This is a genomic window from Streptomyces sp. NBC_00659, assembly GCF_036226925.1.
Lineage (GTDB): Bacteria > Actinomycetota > Actinomycetes > Streptomycetales > Streptomycetaceae > Streptomyces.
This window is the reverse complement of the sequence record NZ_CP109031.1, coordinates 8,596,718-8,614,907: the sequence shown is the minus strand read 5'-3', so window position 1 is coordinate 8,614,907 and position 18,190 is coordinate 8,596,718. Positions and strand designations below refer to the sequence as shown.

The window sequence follows — 18,190 nt, the reverse complement described above, 5'->3', positions numbered from 1 at the left end:
CGGCACGGAGGGCCTCTCAGGTCTGAACCGACGTCCGGGAACCCCACGAGGGCCCCGCACCCCGCGAGACCGCTGTCGGCCGATCGCGTCAGGACGGGCGGCGATGAAGAGCGACGGAACTCTCGACACCGGTATCGTCACCAGCAAGGCGGTCTTCGGCGCGCCGTGCTGGGTCAGTCTCACCACCCGCGACCTGATGGCCGCCCAGAAGTTCTACACCGCGGTTCTGGGCTGGAGGTGGACCCCGGGCACCAGGCTGGGCGAGCAGTACCGCGTCGCCAGTGTCGCCGGGGTTCCGGTCGCGGGGATCTCCGAGGTCGGCTCCGTGGCGAACACCGCGGTCGCCTGGACCGCGTTCTTCGCCGTGGCCTCCGCCGACGAGACCGTCTCGCGCAGCCAGGAGCGCGGCGGCACGACCGCGGTGGGCCCGATCTCGCTGCCCCCGGGCCGGGCCGCGCTGCTGGCCGACCGGGACGGCGCGGTCTTCGGGATCTGGGAGGGCGACCTGGTGTCCGGCTGGGAACGCTGGCGCAACGCGGCCCCCTCCTTCATCCGCCTGCACACCCGCGACGCCTTCGACGCCGCCATCTTCTACGGCGAGGTGCTGGGCTGGGCCTCCTCCGTCCCGGGCTGCTGCGAGGTCGACTACGAGGAGAGCGAGGTCGTCCTGCGCAGCTTCGGCGACGTGGTGGCCCGGATCCACTCCGGCGCGCTGGGTGCCGCCCCCGACCCGAGTCTGCGGCCGCACTGGCAGATCCACTTCGCAGTCGACGACGTGGAGGCCTGTGTCCGCGCGGCGCGCGCCCACGGCGGCGCCGCGCACCAGCAGGGCATCGGCTCGGTGGAGGCGCTCATCATCGACCCCGACGGGGCCCGCTTCTCGGTGACCTCCCGGACCGCCGGATGACGCCCCGGACGGCGCGCGCACGACCGCCCCACGCAGGACGCGACCCCTCCCGCGGCGAACCCGACCGTCCCACGACGCGACGGATTACGCCGTTCGGGCTCCAATAGAGGATGACGGGATACCACCGGTACGACAGGCGCCGCCGACCCCCTCGGTCGTGCGGCGACCCGATGGAGGTCCGCGATGCCCACTGCTCTCCGGCTCCTGCACGCGCTCTCCCCCGAACACCGTGATCGGCTGATGAGCGTGGCCCGCGAGGTGTCCTTTCCCGCGGACGGGCCGATCTTCGAGGAAGGGGGCACCGCCGACCGCTTCTGGGTGGTCCGTTCCGGAACGGTCTCGCTGTACCAGCGGGTCATCGCCGACCGGCGGATCACCGTCGCCCAGCTCGGGCCCGGCGACCTGCTCGGCTGGTCGTGGCTGTTCCGCCCGCACACCTGGGACTTCGGCGCCGAGGCCTTCAGCCCGGTACGCGCCTACGAGTTCGACGCCTCCGAGGTACGCACGCTGTGCGACCAGGATCCGACGCTGGAGCTGTCGCTGACGCGGACGATCGGCGCGATCCTGGCCCACCGTCTCGAAACGACCCGGACGGCACTCATCGAGCACTACGCGCGCCGCGGCGGCGGTGGCTGAGCACACACGGCGAGGTCGTCGGGTCCCGCCCATTGTCAGACCCGGCTGCGACAGTGATCTCTTATGAACGACATCCACGGTTCCCCGGACACCCCGGACTCCTTCGCGCTCCTGCCCGGAGCGGTCCACTCGCCCGTGATCCTGCACGTGCCGCACTCCTCCAGGGAGATCCCCGCGCCGGTCCGCGCCGGCATCCTCCTGGACGACACGGCGCTGGACGGCGAGTTGGACCACATCACCGACGCGCACACCGCCGAACTGGCCTCGGCCGCGGCCGAGGCGGCCGGGCTGACGCCGTGGCGGTTCGTCAACCGGCTGTCCCGGCTGGTCGTGGATCCCGAGCGCTTCCCGGACGAACGTGAGGAGATGCTCACGGTCGGCATGGGCGCGGTCTACACACGGACGACGCACCGGGCGCCGCTGAGGCCCGCGGACGTCGATCCGCGGCCGCTGATCGACCGCTACTTCCACTCCTACGCGCAGGCGATGACGGCCGCGGTGACCGGCCGGCTGGCCGCCACCGGGCGGGCCGTGATCATCGACGTCCACTCGTATCCGACGGCCCGGCTGCCCTACGAACTGCACGGTGACGGGCCCCGGCCGGCGGTGTGCCTCGGGACGGACTCCTTCCACACACCGCCGGAACTCGTCGCGCTCGCGGAGAAGGCGTTCGCCGGGCTCGGCGGTGTGGGGATCGACAGTCCGTTCTCCGGCGCGTACGTCCCGCTGCGGTACTACGAACGCGAGCCCGGGGTCACGGCGCTGATGGTGGAGATCCGGCGGGACACGTACATGAAGGAGCCGGGAGGCCCGGTGAGTGCGGGATTCGCGCGTCTCGCCGGGGCCCTGACCGCGCTCGTGGACGCGGTGGACGAGTGGACCCGCAGCGTCGACACCCTGGGCAGGTAGCCACGGAGCGCCGGGCACCCTAGGGTCGCGTTAAGCAAGCGCTCAGCCATCGGCTCAGGGAGGGCACAGGACCATGCCGGTCGTCGACGCGTGGATGCAGCACCCCACTCTCCGCCATTCCAACCACGAGATGTTCGCGTCCCTGCGCCGCTGGACCGGCATGAAGGTGCTGGAGGAGGAGATGCCGGTCGAGGTCACGGTGGCCGCGCTGGCGGCGGCCGACGTGGACACCGGTCTGTCCTCGGCCTGGTACGGACCTCAGGGCGCCCTGATCACCAACGACGAGGTCGCCGCGTTCGTGGCGCGGTCGGACGGGCGGCTGCGCGGGGTGGCGGGCGCCGACCTCACCCGTCCCGTCGCCGCGGTGCGCGAACTCCGGCGGGCCGTCGAGGAGCTGGACTTCGTGGCCCTGCGGATCATCCCGTGGCTGTGGCAACTGCCGCCCACCGACCGGCTCTACTACCCGCTGTACACCGCCTGCGCCGAACTCGGCGTCCCCTTCTGCACCCAGGTCGGGCACACCGGACCGCTGCGCCCCTCCGAGACCGGCCGGCCCATCCCGTACATCGACCAGGTCGCGCTCGACTTCCCCGAACTCACCATCGTCTGCGGGCACATCGGCTACCCGTGGACCACGGAGATGATCGCGGTCGCCGACAAGCACGAGAACGTGTACATCGACACCAGCGCCTACACCACCCGCCGCTATCCCCCGGAGCTGGTCGCGTATCTGCGCGGCCGGGGACGGCGCAAGGTCCTCTTCGGCTCCAACTACCCCATGATCGAGCCGAGTCGGGCCCTGGAACACCTCGACGAACTGGGCCTGGACGAGGAGAGCACCGAGCTGTTCCTGTCGGACAACGCCAGGCGCGTCTTCCGCCTGGGCGATCATTCGTAGATGCTGGGGCCCCGAGCAGCGTTCGACCTTGAGGTGAGGGCGTCCCGGCCATGGCTCTGCAGATCAGCGCGACCAACCCGGAGCATCCCGCGCTCCTGCTCGAACTGCCGTGGCGGCTGCCCCTGGAGGAGTGGCCCGAGCACCATCTGGTGCCGCTGCCGCGCGGCATCTCCCGGCACGTGGTGCGCTACGCGCGCGCCGGTGACGAGGTGGTGGCCGTCAAGGAACTCGCCGAACGGCCCGCGGTGCGCGAGTACGAACTGCTGCTCGGCCTTGACCGGCTCGGGATACCCGCGGTCGACCCGCTCGCCGTGGTCACCGGCCGCACGGACGCGGCCGGAGAGCCGCTGGAGTCGGTGCTGATCACCCGGCATCTGGGCGGATCGCTGCCGTACCGGTCGATGTTCGAGACGACCATGCGGCCGGCCACCATGCACCGGCTGATGGACGCGCTGGCCGTCCTGCTGGTGCGGCTGCACCTGGCCGGCTTCGCCTGGGGCGACTGCTCGCTGTCCAACACGCTGTTCCGGCGCGACGCGGGAGCCTACGCCGCGTATCTGGTGGACGCCGAGACCGGTGAACTCCATCCGCGGCTCAGCACCGGCCAGCGGGACTACGACCTCGATCTGGCCCGGGTGAACATCAGCGGCGAACTGCTCGACCTGGAGGCGGCCGGCGCCCTGCACCCCTCGGTGGACCCGATCGATTTCGGCCGGGAGATCTGCGCCCGCTACCGGGGACTGTGGGAGGAGCTGACCCGCACCTCCGTCTACCCGGCGGGCAAGTACCACTACATCGACCGCCGCGTACGGCGCCTGAACGACCTCGGTTTCGACGTCGCCGAGATGCAGATCGCGAGCTCCTCCAACGGCGACACCGTCACCTTCGTGCCCAAGGTCGTCGACGCGGGCCATCACCAGCGCCAGCTCCTGCGGCTGACCGGACTCGACACCGAGGAGAACCAGGCCCGCAGACTCCTGAACGACCTGGAGAGCTGGATGGCAACCCAGGACGACTACGCGCCGGGCTCCGCCGCCCCCGGCACCCCGCCCGGAGGGCATCGGCACCCCGCCCGCCCCGAGGTGCTCGCCCACCGCTGGGTGCGGGACGTGTTCCGGCCCGCGGTCCGGGCGGTGCCCCAGGACCTCCGCGGCTCCATGGAGCCGGCCGAGCTGTACCACGAGCTCCTCGAACACCGCTGGTTCCTGTCCGAGCGCGCCCAGCACGACATCGGTCTGGACGCGGCCGTGAAGGACTACGTCACGAACATCCTCCCGAAGGCCCACGACCCCCTGCCCGCCCTCGCGGACGACCTGGAGGCGCCCGGCGGGTATCCCGTTCCCGAGCAAAGGTGACCGATCGTACATACGATTGGCCCTGTACCGGCCCCGGGGCGCCCTCCGGTGTCCGCTCGGCCGGAACGCAACTGACCTGCTCGGGGTGGGAGAGGTATGACCCAGGCCGCCAGTCCGGCGCGGACCGTCATTCTGACCGTCGACGACGACCCCGGGGTCTCGCGGGCCGTCGCCCGCGACCTCCGGCGCCGCTACGGCGAGGGGCACCGGATCGTGCGCGCGGAGTCCGGGGACGCCGCGCTGGAGGCCCTGCGCGAGCTGAAGCTGCGCGGTGACCAGGTGGCGGTGATCCTCGCCGACTACCGCATGCCGCAGATGAACGGCATCGAGTTCCTGGAGCAGGCCCTCGACGTGTACCCGGGAGCGCGCCGGGTACTGCTGACCGCGTACGCGGACACCAACGCGGCCATCGACGCGATCAACGTGATCGACCTCGACCACTATCTGCTCAAGCCCTGGGATCCGCCGGAGGAGAAGCTCTATCCGGTGGTCGACGACCTCCTGGACGCGTGGCGGGCCAGCGACTACCGGCCCGTGGGTGCCTGCAAGGTGGTCGGGCACCGGTGGTCGGCCCGCTCGTCGGGGGTCCGGGAGTTCCTGGCCCGCAACCAGGTGCCGTACCGGTGGTACTCGTCCGACACCCCCGAGGGGCAGCGGCTGCTGAGCGCCGCCGGGCAGGACGGTGAGCGGCTGCCGCTGGTGGTCACCCCGGACGGCACCCCGCTCGTCGAGCCCGAGGACCCCGAGATCGCGGCGCACGTGGGGCTCGCCACGACCCCCACCTCGGAGTTCTACGACCTCGTCGTCATCGGCGGCGGTCCGGCCGGGCTCGGGGCGGCCGTGTACGGCGCGTCCGAGGGCCTGCGCACCGTACTCGTGGAACGCTCCGCGACCGGCGGACAGGCGGGCCAGAGTTCACGGATCGAGAACTATCTCGGCTTCCCCGACGGCGTCTCCGGCGGACAGCTCACCGACCGGGCGCGGCGGCAGGCGGCCAAGTTCGGCGCCGAGATCCTCACCGCGCGGGAGGTGACCGGACTGGAGGTCACCGGGGCCTCGCGCACCATCCGCTTCTCCGACGGCTCCGAGATCTCCGCGCACGCGGTGATCCTCGCGACCGGCGTGTCGTACCGCCAGCTCCAGGCGCCGGGGCTGGCCGAGCTGACGGGCTGCGGCGTCTTCTACGGCTCGGCGCTGACCGAGGCCGCCGCCTGCCAGGGCCACGACGTGTACATCGTGGGCGGCGCGAACTCGGCCGGCCAGGCGGCGATGTATCTGGCCCGGGGCGCCAAGTCCGTCACCATCCTGGTGCGCGGTTCCTCGCTGTCCGCGTCGATGTCGCACTACCTGATCGAGCAGATCTCCGACGCGCCGAACATCTCGGTGCGCACCGGCACGGTCGTGGAGTCCGCGCACGGCGACGGTCATCTGGAGCAGCTCACGCTGCGCGATGTGGCGAGCGGCCACACCGAACTCGTCGACGCGCAGTGGATGTTCGTGTTCATCGGCGCGGCCCCGCTCACCGACTGGCTGGAGGGTACGGTCCTGCGGGACGCCCGCGGATTCATCGTGGCGGGCCCGGACATGACACCCGACGGGCAGCCGCCCCGTGGCTGGGAGCTCGACCGGCCTCCGTACCACCTGGAAACCAATGTGCCCGGCGTGTTCGTGGCCGGGGACGCCCGCGCCGAGTCGGCGAAGCGGGTCGCGTCCGCGGTCGGAGAGGGAGCCATGGCCGTCATGCTCGTCCACCGTTATCTGGAGCAGTCGTGAGCGGGCGGCCGGTGCCGTGCGACGCGGCCGAACTGAGCACCCTGTTCCTGTTCGAGAAGCTCGACAGCGACCAGTTGGACCGGCTGTGCCGGGAGGGCCGGACCGAGCAGTTCGACCCCGGGCCGGTGTACACCGAGGGTGATCCGGCCACCTGCTTCTACGTGCTCCTGGAGGGCACGGTCGTGATGTCGCGCCGGGTCGGCGCGGACGACGTGGAGATCAGCCGGACCTCGAAGCGCGGGGTGTACGCGGGCGCGATGCAGGCGTATCTCAGCAGCCCGGACGACGCCCGGTACAAGGGTTCCATGCGGGTCACCGAGCTCTCACGGTTCTTCGTCCTGCCCGCGGCGACCTTCTCCGCCATCCTGCGGGACTGGTTCCCGATGGCCGTCCATCTGCTGGAGGGCATGTTCTTCGGCAGCCAGAACGCCCAGCGCACCGTCGGGCAGCGCGAGCGGCTGCTGGCGCTCGGCTCGCTGTCGGCCGGGCTCACGCACGAGCTCAACAACCCGGCCGCGGCGGCGGTACGGGCCACCTCCTCGCTGCGTGACCGGGTGGCCCACATGCGGCAGAAGCTGGGGATGATCGCCTCGGGACCGTACGCGCGCGACGCTCTGGAGACGCTGGTCGAGATCCAGGAGCGGACCGCCGAACAGGTCGCCAAGGCCACCCCGCTGACCCCGCTGGAGGCCTCCGACCGGGAGGACGCGCTCGCCGACTGGCTCGACGACCACGACATCGCGGGTGGCTGGCAGCTCGCCCCGACCTTCGTGCAGGCGGGTCTCGACACCGACTGGCTGGACCAGGTCGCGGCGGCCGTGGACGGGCCGACCCTCGAAGGCGCGGTCCGGTGGCTGAACTACACGGTCGAGACCGAGCTGCTGATGAACGAGATCGAGGACTCCACCACCCGTATCTCGCATCTCGTGGACGCGGCCAAGCAGTACTCGCAGATGGACCGCGCGCCCTACCAGGTCGCCGACGTGCACGACCTGCTCGACAGCACCCTGATGATGCTCGCCGGCAAGATGGGCTCCGGCATCAAGGTCGTCAAGGAGTACGACCGTGGACTGCCCCGGATCCCCTCCTATCCGGGTGAGCTGAACCAGGTGTGGACGAACCTCATCGACAACGCCGCCTCCGCGATGGCCGGGGAGGGAACGCTGACGGTGCGGACCGCGCCCGACGGCGACCATGTGCTCGTCGAGTTCCGCGACACGGGTCCCGGAGTGCCCGAGGAGATCCGCGACCGGATCTTCGACCCGTTCTTCACCACCAAGCCGGTGGGCGAGGGGACCGGTCTCGGCCTGGACATCTCCTGGCGGATCGTCGTCAACAAGCATCACGGCAGTCTGCTGGTGCAGTCCGTGCCCGGGGACACCCGCTTCCAGGTGCGCCTGCCCCTGACCGCGGCGGAAACCACCGCGGAATCCTCCGAGGAGCCGTCATGACCACGCCGAACGGAATCGACCCCTCCGTACCGCCGAGCGGAACCGGCTGCACCGAGTGCGACGCCGTCGGCGGATGGTGGTTCCATCTGCGGCGCTGCGCACAGTGCGGTCACATCGGCTGCTGCGACGACTCCCCGGCCAAGCACGCCACCGCGCACGCGCGCGGCACCGGGCATCCGGTCATCCAGAGCTTCGAACCGGGCGAGAACTGGTTCTGGGACTACGACACCTCGGAGCTCTACGAGTCCGGTCCCGACCTCACTCCCCCGGTGAGCCACCCGCTCGACCAGCCCGCACCCGGCCCCGCCGGACGTGTTCCGGACAACTGGGCCGAGACCCTGCGCTGAGCCGCCGCTGAACCTCTGAGCCCGAGGCCGCAGCCCCTGGCCCGGACTCTGCCCCGGCCCGGGGCTCAGAGGACCTTGTTGCCGTACATCTCGCCGAGCGGATCGGCGAGGAGTTCGACCCGGGCGCCGTCGGGGTCGCGGAAGTAGATCGAGGCACCGCTCTCCTCGATGTACTCCACCCCGGCGGCGTCGAGCCGGTCGCGCAGGTCGCGCCAGGTGGCCGGATCGACCGAGATGGCGAGGTGGTGCAGTCCGCCGAGCACCTCCGCGTAGGGGCCGAGGTCGAGGCCGGGGAAGTCGAAGAAGGCGAGCAGGTTGCCGTTGCCGAGATCGAAGAAGAAGTGGGTCGAGCCCTTGTAGTCCCGGTTCTCGATCATCTCGGTGAGGGGGAAACCCAGGACGCCCTGGTAGAACCGTACGGTCCGCTCCACGTCCGCGGAGAGCAGCGCGACATGGTGCACGCCGCGGGCCGTGCTCGCCGCCCTCTCCGGCTTCAGATGGGCGTCCCTGATCCGCTGACGCTCCGCCTCGATCGCCGCCAGGTCCGTCGCGCCCATCGAAAGCTCCTCACCGAGAACCGGTATCGCATTCAGTACCGAATACAACCACTTCCCCACCGTACGGCGACCGGTGTTCGCCCGTGTCCGTCCGCCGGGATGCGCGGCGCGGCCGGAAGGACGATCCTGGATACATGTCCGGACGCGCTCCTTTGGTTGTGCATCCGGCCCTGGACACCAGTGGCCGTGAGGTGACCGCGCGGGGCGAGAACCTCGGCGTGGCGTTCTCGGACGAGGATCTGATGGAGTTCCTCGGCCGGGCGGGACTGCCGGACGCGGAGGATCTGCTGGATGATCCCGCGTGGGTGAAGTGGCGCGGAGGCCAGGCGCACTTCTACGGGACCGGATAGGTCTCCAGGAGCCGGGACAGGTCTCTCTACGGGACTGGGCAGGTCCGCCCCCGAGCCCCGATTCCGAGGGTGGCCGGGTCTACTCGCCGGCCGGCGGTGCCAGGACGGCGAGTGTTCCGTTGGCCTGGCGCAACGCCAGTTCCAGGGAGACCACGGGGTGCAGCGCACCCGTCCCGTCCGGCGGCACGATCCACTCCAGCGGTCCCGCCGAACGGTACGGCGGCGGTACGGCGACCCACGATCCCCTGCCGAGGTGGCGGAGCCCCGAACCCTCCCACCGGCTCGCGGGGTCGGGCGGCAGGAAGAAGCCCACGCGCTGCGCCGCGCAGTCGACCAGCGTGGGGCCCGGCACCTGGACCGGGTCGGACCACAGGATGTCGAGGGCGAGCAGGCCGAGCTGTTCGGGCACGCTCAGCACGTCCCAGTAGCGCCCGGCCTCCAGAAGCACACCACCGCTCCCCTGGTCCCACTGGCGTTTGCACGCCCTCGGATTCGTGGCGGCCGCCGCCAGCCACTCCACGCTCCGCGACCACATCAGGTTCGTCATGCATCACCCCGGAGTCGGTTCCGGTTCCCTCCGCTCGGCAGGGCACGCGGGAGGCACGGGCGGAAGAACCCGCGTCCGCCCGTCAGGACCTCGGCATATGCATGGTGGTGGATATCTCTACGTGGCGGAAGGGGTGGCGAGCCGTGGCGTTTTCCGGGGATTGGTTGACGGCTGTCGCGACGGCGCCCGGAGGGACTCCAGGGAGCGGATGTGGAGCGGGGTCGTGTGCCAGCGGGCGGTGAAGGTGCGGCCGGCAAGGACGCACTCCACGGTCAGCCGGTGCGGGGTCTCCAGGAAGAGCACGTCGACGCGCAGGGTGCCCGGGGCGGTCCAGCCGCCGCTCACCGCCATCGGCGTCGGGCCGGGATCGACGCTCCAGCCGGTTCCTCCGAGCCGCAGCTCGAGTCGCCGGTCCCCCTCGGCCAGGGTGACTCGGGTGCCCTGGTCGTCCTCGGCGACGGTCACTCCCGTCAGTGTCCGCTGGGCCGTACAGACCCCTCCGGCGGGAACGAACCCCGCCTGCGACCAGACGCCCCGGGGCTCCGCCGGCCCGGCCGCGGCCTCGACGGGCGGCAGGGCGAGCCGGGCGAGCCGTCGGCGCAGCGCCTCGTCGCGCTCGCCCGCGGCCGGCAGCGGTGCCGGACCGAACGCGGGCAGCAGATGCCGCCACATCAGGTCCAGCAGTTCCTGCATCCGGTCGGTCGCCGCGGTCGTCGCGATCACGGCGTCGTGTTCGGGCAGTACGACGCAGAACTGTCCGAACGCCCCGTCGCCGCGGTATCCGTGCCGCCCCCGCCAGAACTGGAGCCCGTAGCCCTGCTGCCAGTCCGACCGGGCGCCCTCGGGGGTACCGTCCGCGGTCGCGACGTGCGCGCGGGTCGCCTCCGCGATCCAGGAGGCCGGCAGGAGCCGCCGCCCCTCCCAGACGCCCTCGTCCAGATAGAGCTGGCCCAGCCGGGCGACGGCGTCGGTCGCGGCGTGCAGCCCGCTGAAGCCGATCTCCCGGCCGGCCCGGTCGCGGGTCCAGTCGGTCTCACCGATGCCCAGCGGGTCGAACAGGCGGGGCCGCAGGTAGTCGGTCAGCGAAAGTCCGGTCACGCGCTGGAGGATCGTGGCGAGCGTGTAGGTGGCGGACTGGTTGTACGCGAAGACGGTGCCGGGGTCGCGGTCCGGCGGGATCAGCAGGAAGCCGCGTACCGTCTCGGTCCGGTCGAGCCGGAGCGCGTCGGCCCAGGTCTCGGTGAGATGGCCGCTGGCCATGGCCGCGACGTGCCGGACGAGCATCGCGCGGCTGCGCGGATCGGTGATGTCGGCCGCGAACTCGGGGAAGTACGAGATCACGGGCCGGTCGAGGTCCAACAGGCCCTCGGCCACGGCGAATCCGGCGGCCGTGGAGGTGAAACTCTTGCTGAGCGAGTAGAGGAGCTGGAGACGCTCCGGCGTGTACGGCGCCCACCAGCCGGAGGCGACGAGGTGCCCGTGGCGCAGGATCATCAGGCTGTGCGGTTCGATGTCCGGGTCGGCTTCGACGGCGTCGAGGAACGCGGTGACGCCCGAGGCATCGACTCCCTGCTCGGCGGGCGGGCTCTGGGGCAGCGGTCGGACACTCATACGGACGGCCTCCAGATGGCTCGGGCGGCGGGCGGCGACTGGACACGGCGGGCGGGGAGCATTGTGTGCATCCGGCATCTTTCCCGGGCGGCCCGCCGGTGTCCATGTCCCGGCGGCACCGGCACTCCTCTGTTCCAAGCCACGTTGCAACTCCTCCTACCCAAAGGCGAGTTGGCGTTCACTGTGCACTCCGGAGCGCTGTCCCGGCCAAACGTCCGGTCGGTGAACCGGCGGGAAACAGGGGCCTGAACTGTTCGTACGGGCGCGCGACGGCCGGACGTCCGGGTAAAAACACTCATCTCCAGTCGTCTCCCGTTGAACACTCTTCGTCACATCCCGCGTACTTCTGGGAAAGGCGAATGTCCGGTACACGACGAGGGATGACGATGGCCAAGGCGCATGACTCCGCGGGCGAGTTGATCGCCGGGAGATACCGGCTGCTCGATGCCTTCCTGCGCGAGGAGGGCCGGGTCCTGTGGCACGGCGAGGACACCGCCTTCGGGCGGCCCGTCGTCCTGACCCGGTCGCGTGCCGCCGGACACGGAGGCGAGGAGACGCCGGAGCCCGCCGCCGACCGGATCCTGCGTACGGCCAAGATCCTCGGGCCGGCCTGTAACGGAGGGGTGGCCGCGGTCCTCGACGTGGTCGAGGAGCCGGGCTTCCTGTGGACCGTCACGGAGCGGCCTCCGGGTGCCCCGCTGTCCGAACTCCTCCTGCACGGTCCCGTCGATCATGTGCGGGCTGCCGGAATCGGGCTCGGCGTCCTCGATGTCCTCACCGCCGCGCACCGCGAGGGAGTCGTGCACCGCGAACTCGGCCCGAGCCAGGTGTGGTCCGACGAGCACGGCACGGTCACCGTGACCGGGTTCGGCCTGACGGCGTCCGCCGACGCGCTCCGCGTCACCGCTCCCTCGTACGCCTCCCCCGAACAGGCCCGCGGCGAGGGCGGCGCACCCGCGGCCGATCTCTGGGCGCTGGGCGCGATGATGTACGCGCTGGTCGAGGGGCGGCCGGCCGTACGGGACCGGGGTGAGGCGGAGGCCACGCTCCGGGCGGTGGACCGGCTGCCGGTCAGGGCCCCGCGCGGCGCGGGCCCGCTCGCTCCCGCCATCCTGGGCCTGCTGCGCTGGGACCCCGTGGAGCGGGTGCCCGAGGCTGTCGTGCGGGAGTCGCTGACGCGCATCCTCCGGCAGAACTTCGAGGAGGTCACGCCCCCGGAGCCGCTGCCCGATCTCCTCGATCCCGCCGGGGACCACCGCGACGGGCGTGCTGAGGGCGAGGACAAGGGACAGCCGGGGCGCAGCCGCGGAGGCCTGCCCGTGGGCCGGCCGGTTCTGCTGGGCGCGGCCCTCGCCGTCACCGTCGCCGGCGCCCTGGTGTTCGCCTCGATGGGCGGACCGCCGGACGGGGACGACACCTCCGCGTCCGGCCCGGCGGCGTCACGGGCTGCCACGCGCGCGCCGTCCGCGACCCCCACCGACGTCGGCGCGCCCGCCGACCAGGGGACGCCCACGGCGTCCGCGAAGCCGTCCCCCTCCCCCTCTCCCTCGGCCACCGCCGGCGCGACCCTGCCGTCCGGCTTCTCCCTCTACCGGGCACCCCAGGGCTTCGCCGTCGCCCTGCCGTCGGGCTGGAAACCCGTGGAGACACAGTCCTCCGACGATCTCGCCTACCGGGTGACGTTCGGGGCGAGCGGCGATCCACGCACCCTGGCCGTCACCTACAGCACCCAGCTCGGGCCGGACCCGGTCGCCGTCTGGAGCGACCTGGAGCCGTCCCTGCGCGCTGTGTCCACAGGCTACGAACGGGTGGGCGCCATCCGGCCGGTGACCTATCGCGGCATGAAGGGCGCCGACATGGAGTGGTACTCCGTGTCCCAGGGCGTACAAGTGCGCACCCTCGGCCGCGGTTTCCTCCTCGGCGGACACCGGGGCTTCTCGCTGCGCTGGACGACCCCGGCGGACGACTGGGACACCGCCGCCAACCGGCAGGCGCTGAAGGTCTTCTTCGACTCCTTCCGGACCGGGACGCAGTGACTGACCAGAAGGAGTGACGGGCCGTCATCTGGCGTTCATGTCAGTGTCCTTCCGGAATACGGAGGCCTGGCCTTCGCTGTGCCAGCCACACGGCGACCTCGTCGGCGATGGGCTGTCCGGTCTCCAGCTCGATGAAGCCGAACTGGCCTCCCTGGTTGCACTCCAGGAACCACCAGATGCCGTCCGCGTCCTCGGCGAAGTCGAAGGCCGCGTAGGCGAGTCCGGTGAAGGCGAGGTAGTCGTGGACCGCACGGGCGATGCGGTGGGGCACCGGTGTGGGTTCCCAGCCGTTGTCCGTCGCGCCGAACCGGCCGTCGACCTGACCGGGCTCGGCGGCCTTGCGGGCGGCGAACAGCCGGGTGCCGATGCCGGTGAGCCGGATGTCGGCGCGTCGGGGAATGTAGCGCTGGAGCAGGGCGGGACCGGCCGCCACGCCGGAGAAGTCCGTGCCGGGTCCGACCAGCGTGGTGGGCAGGGCCGCCGGAGACTCACCCGGTGGCGGCCCCGAGGCCGACTTCACCACCACGTCCCCGTGCTCCTCCACGAACTGCTGTGCCACCCGGGGAGCGGTCGTGATGACGGTGGGCGGCACGGCGAACCCGCTGCTGTGCGCCACCCTGAGCTGCCAGGGCTTGTGCCGGGCCTGTTCGGCACGGCGCGGGTGGTTCATCCAGTGGGTCGAGGCGGAGTAGAGCATGCCGAACAGGGCCTGCCTGGTCTCGGCGGTGAGCCATGCGGAGGGTTCCGCGGCATGGGCCGCGGGCTCGCCCGGTCTGCGCACCCACACGGAACGCAGGCCTCCCATGCTGAGCACATGGCCGTTGACCGACAGATAGCCGTCGAAGTCACCGTGAGCGTAGTCGGCTGACAGCACCGCCTTGCCGGGCACGTCGGCAGGATCGAGGCGCACCATGGGCACACCGCGCTCATGCAGTCTGGCCACCACCATGTCGGCGGTGACGTCCTGTTCGGCCGTGAGTATGAGAACCGTCATGCGCGCGGCATCCGTCAGTCGTCGAAGTGCGTCTGAGAACCGGCCGTCGAGGTCGTGGTGCCGGTCGCCATCAGCAGCGCGCGGTCACTGACGGCCGGACGGCCGTCGGGCAGCACGTTCAGTTGCAGGGACACGTCGAAGTGGTACGGGGGTACAGCGGCCGACTGCCCTGAGGGCCGGGCGTAGTTGAGAGTGAACGGTCGCACGAAAGATCCTCCCGCGGTCGCGCGATGGCCAATACACACCCGTACGTGACACAGCCGTAAGGAATTCATCACTTTCTGCCACATCGGGGTGAAGGTCATCACATCGCGTCGTTTCTGGCTTGCACATTTCGGATTTACTGGGGTGTCCGCCGTGGTCGCGGTCTCCGCGTGTCTCCTTGATTCCACGCAGACCTTAGGCCATAGCTTCATCCTCCGTGACATCAACGCCCCACCACCCCAGGAGAGTTCCCGGTGACCGCAGCCATCACCTCGTCAAAAGACGACGCCACGCAGACCGGGGTTCCCGGCCTCATCGAGCGCGACGCGCATGACTTCGGCGCCTACGCGCGGAACGGTGGCTGGGCCTTCGCGCTGAAGGTGGCGCGCAGTGTCCGTCCGGGCGGGCAGTCCGCCGAGGACACGCAGAAGGTGTCCGCGAAGGAGTTCGCGGAGCTGGCCGGCTGCTCGCCCGAGCGGGTCATGCGCTACTACAAGGCCTGGGACAGGGCCGCCGACGACGGCCTGGTCCCCCATTTCGAGGCCCTGCTGCCCGGCGCGGACGTCGAACTGCCGGACGGGGACGCCTGGTCGGCCTACTACGCCGCCCGCTCCAGTGCCTCCTCGGAGCGCGGCGCAGCCATCACCGAGGCCGCCGAGGCCGAGGGCATCCGTCCCACCAAGGCCCTGGAGGTGGCCGAGAACCCGACCGCGCTGCGGGCCGCGATCCTCGCCGACCCCTCCACGGCGAAGGCGGCGCGGGCCGCGCTCCTCGACCGGGTGAAGGAGGACCCGGCGCTCCAGACCGAGTTGGCCCGCGACATCGCCCGCACGGACGAGCTGAAGAAGGCGGTGGCCACCGAGAACAGGGCGGCCGACCGCATCGGCTACGTGCGCCAGATCGCGGAGAAGGGCCAGATCAGGACGCCGGCCGGACAGACGCTTGACGCTCCGGCGGAGCTGCGCTCCGAGGCCGAACGGCATCTGTCCCTCCTCGACGAGCTCGACGAGGGCGAGGACGCGGGCGAGTGGGCCACCGAGGCGTACGACACGATGAAGAACCTCGTCGTCGAGACGGTGGAGGCGGACCCCGAACTGCGCGTCCAGGAACGCCGGACGAAGTTCTACAGCAGCCTTCAGAAGGCAACGAAGGTGTTCGAGGAGCTGACCTTCGACGACGCCGACGACATCTACGAGGACGACATGATGCAGCGCTTGGAGGAGCTCCAGCAGGCGATCGGTACGGCCATCGCGGCACTGCGCGGGGCGGCCGGCCGGGAGTGAGCGGGCCAAGTGGCCGTGCGGGAACGGGCGTTCCCGCACGGCCGCGCGGTCAACGTGGAAGCCCGCCGGCCGCTCCCGGCGGTCACCGCGGAAGCCCGCCGGCCGCCCCGGCCGTCACCGCGGTAGACAGTCGGCAGTGGCACCTGACCTGACGGCGGTCACGTCGACGTCTCCGTACGTCAGTCGGACTCGCCCCGGTACTGGTTCATCAGGTCGACCAGGCTCTGCGGCGCGTCCGGGCCGAAGCAGACGGCGAGGTTCGCGGCCGACTCGGTCGCCGCGTTCTCGGAGCGCGGGAAGAGGGCCTCCTCGTACACGGTGAGGGCCTTCTCGATGTCACCGGGATGGGCGACGAGCGCGGCGGCCAGTTCGGCGCCGTCGAGCATCGCGAGGTTGGCGCCCTCACCGGCGAAGGGGGACATCAGATGGGCGGCGTCACCGAGCAGGGTGACGCCGGGGACGCGCTCCCAGCGCAGACCGGGCGGCAGGGCGTGGATCGGCCGGGCGACGAGTTCGCCGTCCGCATCGGCGATGAGGGAGCGCAGGCTCTTGTCCCAGCCGTCGAAGTGCTCCAGGAGGCTTCGCCTGGCCGTCTCGGCGTCGGTGAAGTCGACGGCGCCGGACACCGCCCAGTCGGCGGGCACGCGCAGGGCCGCGTACACGTGCAGGGAGCCGTCCGGGTCACGGTGGCCCAGCAGGCCCTTCTCCTCGCCCAGCGCGAACAGGACGCCTCCTCCCACGACCTCCGCACCCCTCGGATGACGGGTGTCGGCGTCGAGCAGGTGCATCTCGACGAAGGAGAGGCCGGAGTAGACGGGGGTGGCGTCCGTGACCAGTGGCCGCACCCGCGACCAGGCGCCGTCGGCGCCGATCAGCACGTCGGTGGTGAAGGTGCTTCCGTCGGCGAGGGTCACCTCGTGCCGGCCGTCCCCGACCGGCCGGGCCGCGGTGACCTTGGAGCCCCAGCGCACGCGGCCCTCGGGCAGCGAGCCCAGCAGGAGATCACGCAGGGCGCCCCGGGAGATCTCCGGACGCGACTCGTTCTCGCCGGTGTCCTCCATCCGGACGGTGGCGTGCCGGTCGAGGATGCGCATGGCCTCGCCGCCGGCGTGGATGAGCGCACGGAACCCGTCGTGGAGACCCGCGGCGCGGAGCGCGGCCTGGCCCCCGTCCTCGTGCATGTCGAGCATGCCGCCCTGGGGCCGGGCCGCCGGTGAGGCGTCCAGGTCGTGGACCACGGCCTCGATGCCGTTCAGATGCAGGACGCGGGCGAGCGTGAGGCCGCCCAGCCCGGCGCCGATCACGGTGATGGGGTGGTGGGTGTTCGTCATGGCGGAGTCTCCTCGGTACATCGAAACAGGGGTGACCGTCGGCTCCCGGTGACGGCGCCGTCGGATGGCGGCCGTCGACGGGGGACGCTCACGGCGTGTCGGATGATGCGGTCGCGGTCTGCGCACCGGGCAGGTCGGGGAGAGCGGTGCACAGGACGCCGTTGATCAGGACATGGAAGCCCCAGTCCAGACGGGCCTCGCCCGGACCGGAGAGCAGGTCGGCGGCCCGCTCGGCGATGTGCGGGTGCCGCTCGTGGGAGGCGCCGCGGACCGCCGAGTCCAGCGCCGCCCACTCGCCCTCGGTCTCGGTCGCCCCCTTGTCCCCCGCGGCGTGTTCCGCCGCGGTGGCGGTGGCGAACTGGAGCAGCAGGTCGATCGCCCACGCCGCCCGGTCGCCGGGGACACCGCCCTCGTCGAGCAGGGACAGCAGCGCCTCGACCAGGTCCAGGTAGCGCTCGCCGGACGGGCGGGCCACCAGGGCCGAGCGGGCGAGCCCCGGGTGCTCGAACAGCACGGCCGTGTACGAGGTGAGGATCCGCACGAGCCGGTCGCGCCAGTCGCCGTCCGCCCGCGCCGGGCCCAGGTCGACTCCACCGAGCAGGTCGTCGAGCACGGCCGCGTGCAGTTCGGCGGTATTGCGCACATAGACGTAGAGCGAGGCCGGTCCGGTGTCGAGTTCCTGTGCCAGGCGGCGCATGGTGACGCGCTGAAGGCCTTCGGCGCGCATCAGCGCCACGGCGGTGCCGACGATGCCGTCCCTGGTCAGGGCCGGCTTGGCCGGGCGCTCGCGGCGGCTGGGGCGGGGGGTGGGTTGTCCTGTCACTCCTTCACGATAACGAACATGTTCGTTGCGAACAAGTACGTGACGAACATGTTCGTCGCACCGTGAGTGCGTACCTGGCCCACAAGCCCGGGTCGTCACGGATGCGTACCCGGCTCACAAGCCCGAGTCGTCACGGATGCGTACCCGGCTCACAAGCCCGAGTCGTCACGGATGCGTA

The 18,190-nt window shown here is 71.4% G+C and carries 18 protein-coding genes; 11 read left to right on the top strand and 7 right to left on the bottom strand.

Going from position 1 to position 18,190, the window contains the following annotated elements; genetic code table 11:
* Positions 1 to 103 precede the first annotated feature (103 nt).
* The 8 genes from OG410_RS37595 to OG410_RS37560 all read left to right on the top strand — a co-directional run bounded on the left by OG410_RS37595 (position 104) and on the right by OG410_RS37560 (position 8,276).
* On the top strand, positions 104 to 907 hold the full coding sequence (locus tag OG410_RS37595) for a VOC family protein (RefSeq protein ID WP_329303240.1): 804 nt from the start codon (positions 104 to 106) through the stop codon (positions 905 to 907).
* 183 nt (positions 908 to 1,090) lie between these two features.
* The gene (locus OG410_RS37590; RefSeq protein WP_326783873.1) at positions 1,091 to 1,543 is read left to right on the top strand and encodes a cyclic nucleotide-binding domain-containing protein; all 453 of its coding nucleotides are present in this window, start codon (positions 1,091 to 1,093) and stop codon (positions 1,541 to 1,543) included.
* Between the two features lie 63 nt (positions 1,544 to 1,606).
* On the top strand, positions 1,607 to 2,452 hold the full coding sequence (locus OG410_RS37585) for an N-formylglutamate amidohydrolase (RefSeq protein WP_329303239.1): 846 nt from the start codon (positions 1,607 to 1,609) through the stop codon (positions 2,450 to 2,452).
* Positions 2,453 to 2,525: 73 nt separating this feature from the next.
* Entirely contained in the window at positions 2,526 to 3,350 is an 825-nt protein-coding gene (locus tag OG410_RS37580; RefSeq protein WP_329303238.1) for an amidohydrolase family protein, read from the top strand.
* A gap of 50 nt (positions 3,351 to 3,400) precedes the next feature.
* Positions 3,401 to 4,705, top strand: a complete 1,305-nt coding sequence (locus tag OG410_RS37575; protein ID WP_329303237.1) for a DUF4032 domain-containing protein — start codon at positions 3,401 to 3,403, stop codon at positions 4,703 to 4,705.
* Positions 4,706 to 4,801: 96 nt separating this feature from the next.
* Positions 4,802 to 6,478 (top strand): FAD-dependent oxidoreductase, encoded by a 1,677-nt coding sequence (locus OG410_RS37570; RefSeq protein ID WP_329303236.1) that lies wholly within the window; start codon positions 4,802 to 4,804, stop codon positions 6,476 to 6,478.
* The gene (locus OG410_RS37565; protein ID WP_329303235.1) at positions 6,475 to 7,929 is read left to right on the top strand and encodes an ATP-binding protein; all 1,455 of its coding nucleotides are present in this window, start codon (positions 6,475 to 6,477) and stop codon (positions 7,927 to 7,929) included. The genes OG410_RS37570 and OG410_RS37565 overlap by 4 nt, the downstream gene beginning before the upstream one ends.
* The gene (locus tag OG410_RS37560; RefSeq protein ID WP_329303234.1) at positions 7,926 to 8,276 is read left to right on the top strand and encodes a UBP-type zinc finger domain-containing protein; all 351 of its coding nucleotides are present in this window, start codon (positions 7,926 to 7,928) and stop codon (positions 8,274 to 8,276) included. The genes OG410_RS37565 and OG410_RS37560 overlap by 4 nt, the downstream gene beginning before the upstream one ends.
* Positions 8,277 to 8,341: 65 nt before the next feature.
* Here the strand turns inward: OG410_RS37560 and OG410_RS37555 are convergent, their stop codons facing one another.
* Positions 8,342 to 8,833: a VOC family protein gene (locus OG410_RS37555; RefSeq protein ID WP_329303233.1), complete on the bottom strand. Its 492-nt coding sequence runs from the start codon at positions 8,831 to 8,833 to the stop codon at positions 8,342 to 8,344.
* A 134-nt stretch (positions 8,834 to 8,967) separates the two neighbouring features.
* Between OG410_RS37555 and OG410_RS37550 the strand changes: the two genes are divergently transcribed.
* Positions 8,968 to 9,183, top strand: coding sequence for a hypothetical protein (locus tag OG410_RS37550; RefSeq protein WP_329303232.1), 216 nt, complete (start codon positions 8,968 to 8,970; stop codon positions 9,181 to 9,183).
* Between the two features lie 79 nt (positions 9,184 to 9,262).
* On the opposite strand, the gene OG410_RS37545 is transcribed toward OG410_RS37550, so the two are convergent.
* Both OG410_RS37545 and OG410_RS37540 read right to left on the bottom strand, forming a co-directional pair.
* A complete protein-coding gene (locus OG410_RS37545; protein ID WP_329303231.1) occupies positions 9,263 to 9,730 on the bottom strand; it encodes a hypothetical protein in 468 nt (155 codons plus the stop codon).
* A gap of 117 nt (positions 9,731 to 9,847) precedes the next feature.
* Positions 9,848 to 11,341 carry a serine hydrolase domain-containing protein gene (locus tag OG410_RS37540; RefSeq protein WP_329303230.1) on the bottom strand — a complete coding sequence of 498 codons (1,494 nt, stop codon included), beginning with the start codon at positions 11,339 to 11,341 and terminating at the stop codon, positions 9,848 to 9,850.
* Positions 11,342 to 11,727: 386 nt separating this feature from the next.
* Here OG410_RS37540 and OG410_RS37535 point away from each other — a divergent pair, with 386 nt between their 5' ends.
* Positions 11,728 to 13,377: a protein kinase domain-containing protein gene (locus OG410_RS37535; protein ID WP_329303229.1), complete on the top strand. Its 1,650-nt coding sequence runs from the start codon at positions 11,728 to 11,730 to the stop codon at positions 13,375 to 13,377.
* 40 nt (positions 13,378 to 13,417) lie between these two features.
* Here OG410_RS37535 and tgmB read toward each other — a convergent pair whose 3' ends face one another.
* Together tgmB and tgmA are read right to left on the bottom strand one after the other, a co-directional pair.
* Positions 13,418 to 14,371 (bottom strand): ATP-grasp ribosomal peptide maturase, encoded by a 954-nt coding sequence (gene tgmB, locus OG410_RS37530; RefSeq protein WP_329303228.1) that lies wholly within the window; start codon positions 14,369 to 14,371, stop codon positions 13,418 to 13,420.
* A gap of 14 nt (positions 14,372 to 14,385) precedes the next feature.
* The gene (tgmA, locus tag OG410_RS37525; protein ID WP_103547447.1) at positions 14,386 to 14,577 is read right to left on the bottom strand and encodes a putative ATP-grasp-modified RiPP; all 192 of its coding nucleotides are present in this window, start codon (positions 14,575 to 14,577) and stop codon (positions 14,386 to 14,388) included.
* A 252-nt stretch (positions 14,578 to 14,829) separates the two neighbouring features.
* On the opposite strand from tgmA, the gene OG410_RS37520 reads away from it, so the two are divergent.
* Positions 14,830 to 15,858 (top strand): hypothetical protein, encoded by a 1,029-nt coding sequence (locus tag OG410_RS37520; RefSeq protein ID WP_443063848.1) that lies wholly within the window; start codon positions 14,830 to 14,832, stop codon positions 15,856 to 15,858.
* Between the two features lie 179 nt (positions 15,859 to 16,037).
* Here OG410_RS37520 and OG410_RS37515 read toward each other — a convergent pair whose 3' ends face one another.
* A complete protein-coding gene (locus OG410_RS37515; protein ID WP_329303227.1) occupies positions 16,038 to 17,189 on the bottom strand; it encodes an FAD-dependent oxidoreductase in 1,152 nt (383 codons plus the stop codon).
* Positions 17,190 to 17,277: 88 nt separating this feature from the next.
* Positions 17,278 to 18,012 (bottom strand): TetR/AcrR family transcriptional regulator, encoded by a 735-nt coding sequence (locus tag OG410_RS37510; RefSeq protein ID WP_329303226.1) that lies wholly within the window; start codon positions 18,010 to 18,012, stop codon positions 17,278 to 17,280.
* Between the last annotated feature and the right edge of the window lie 178 nt (positions 18,013 to 18,190).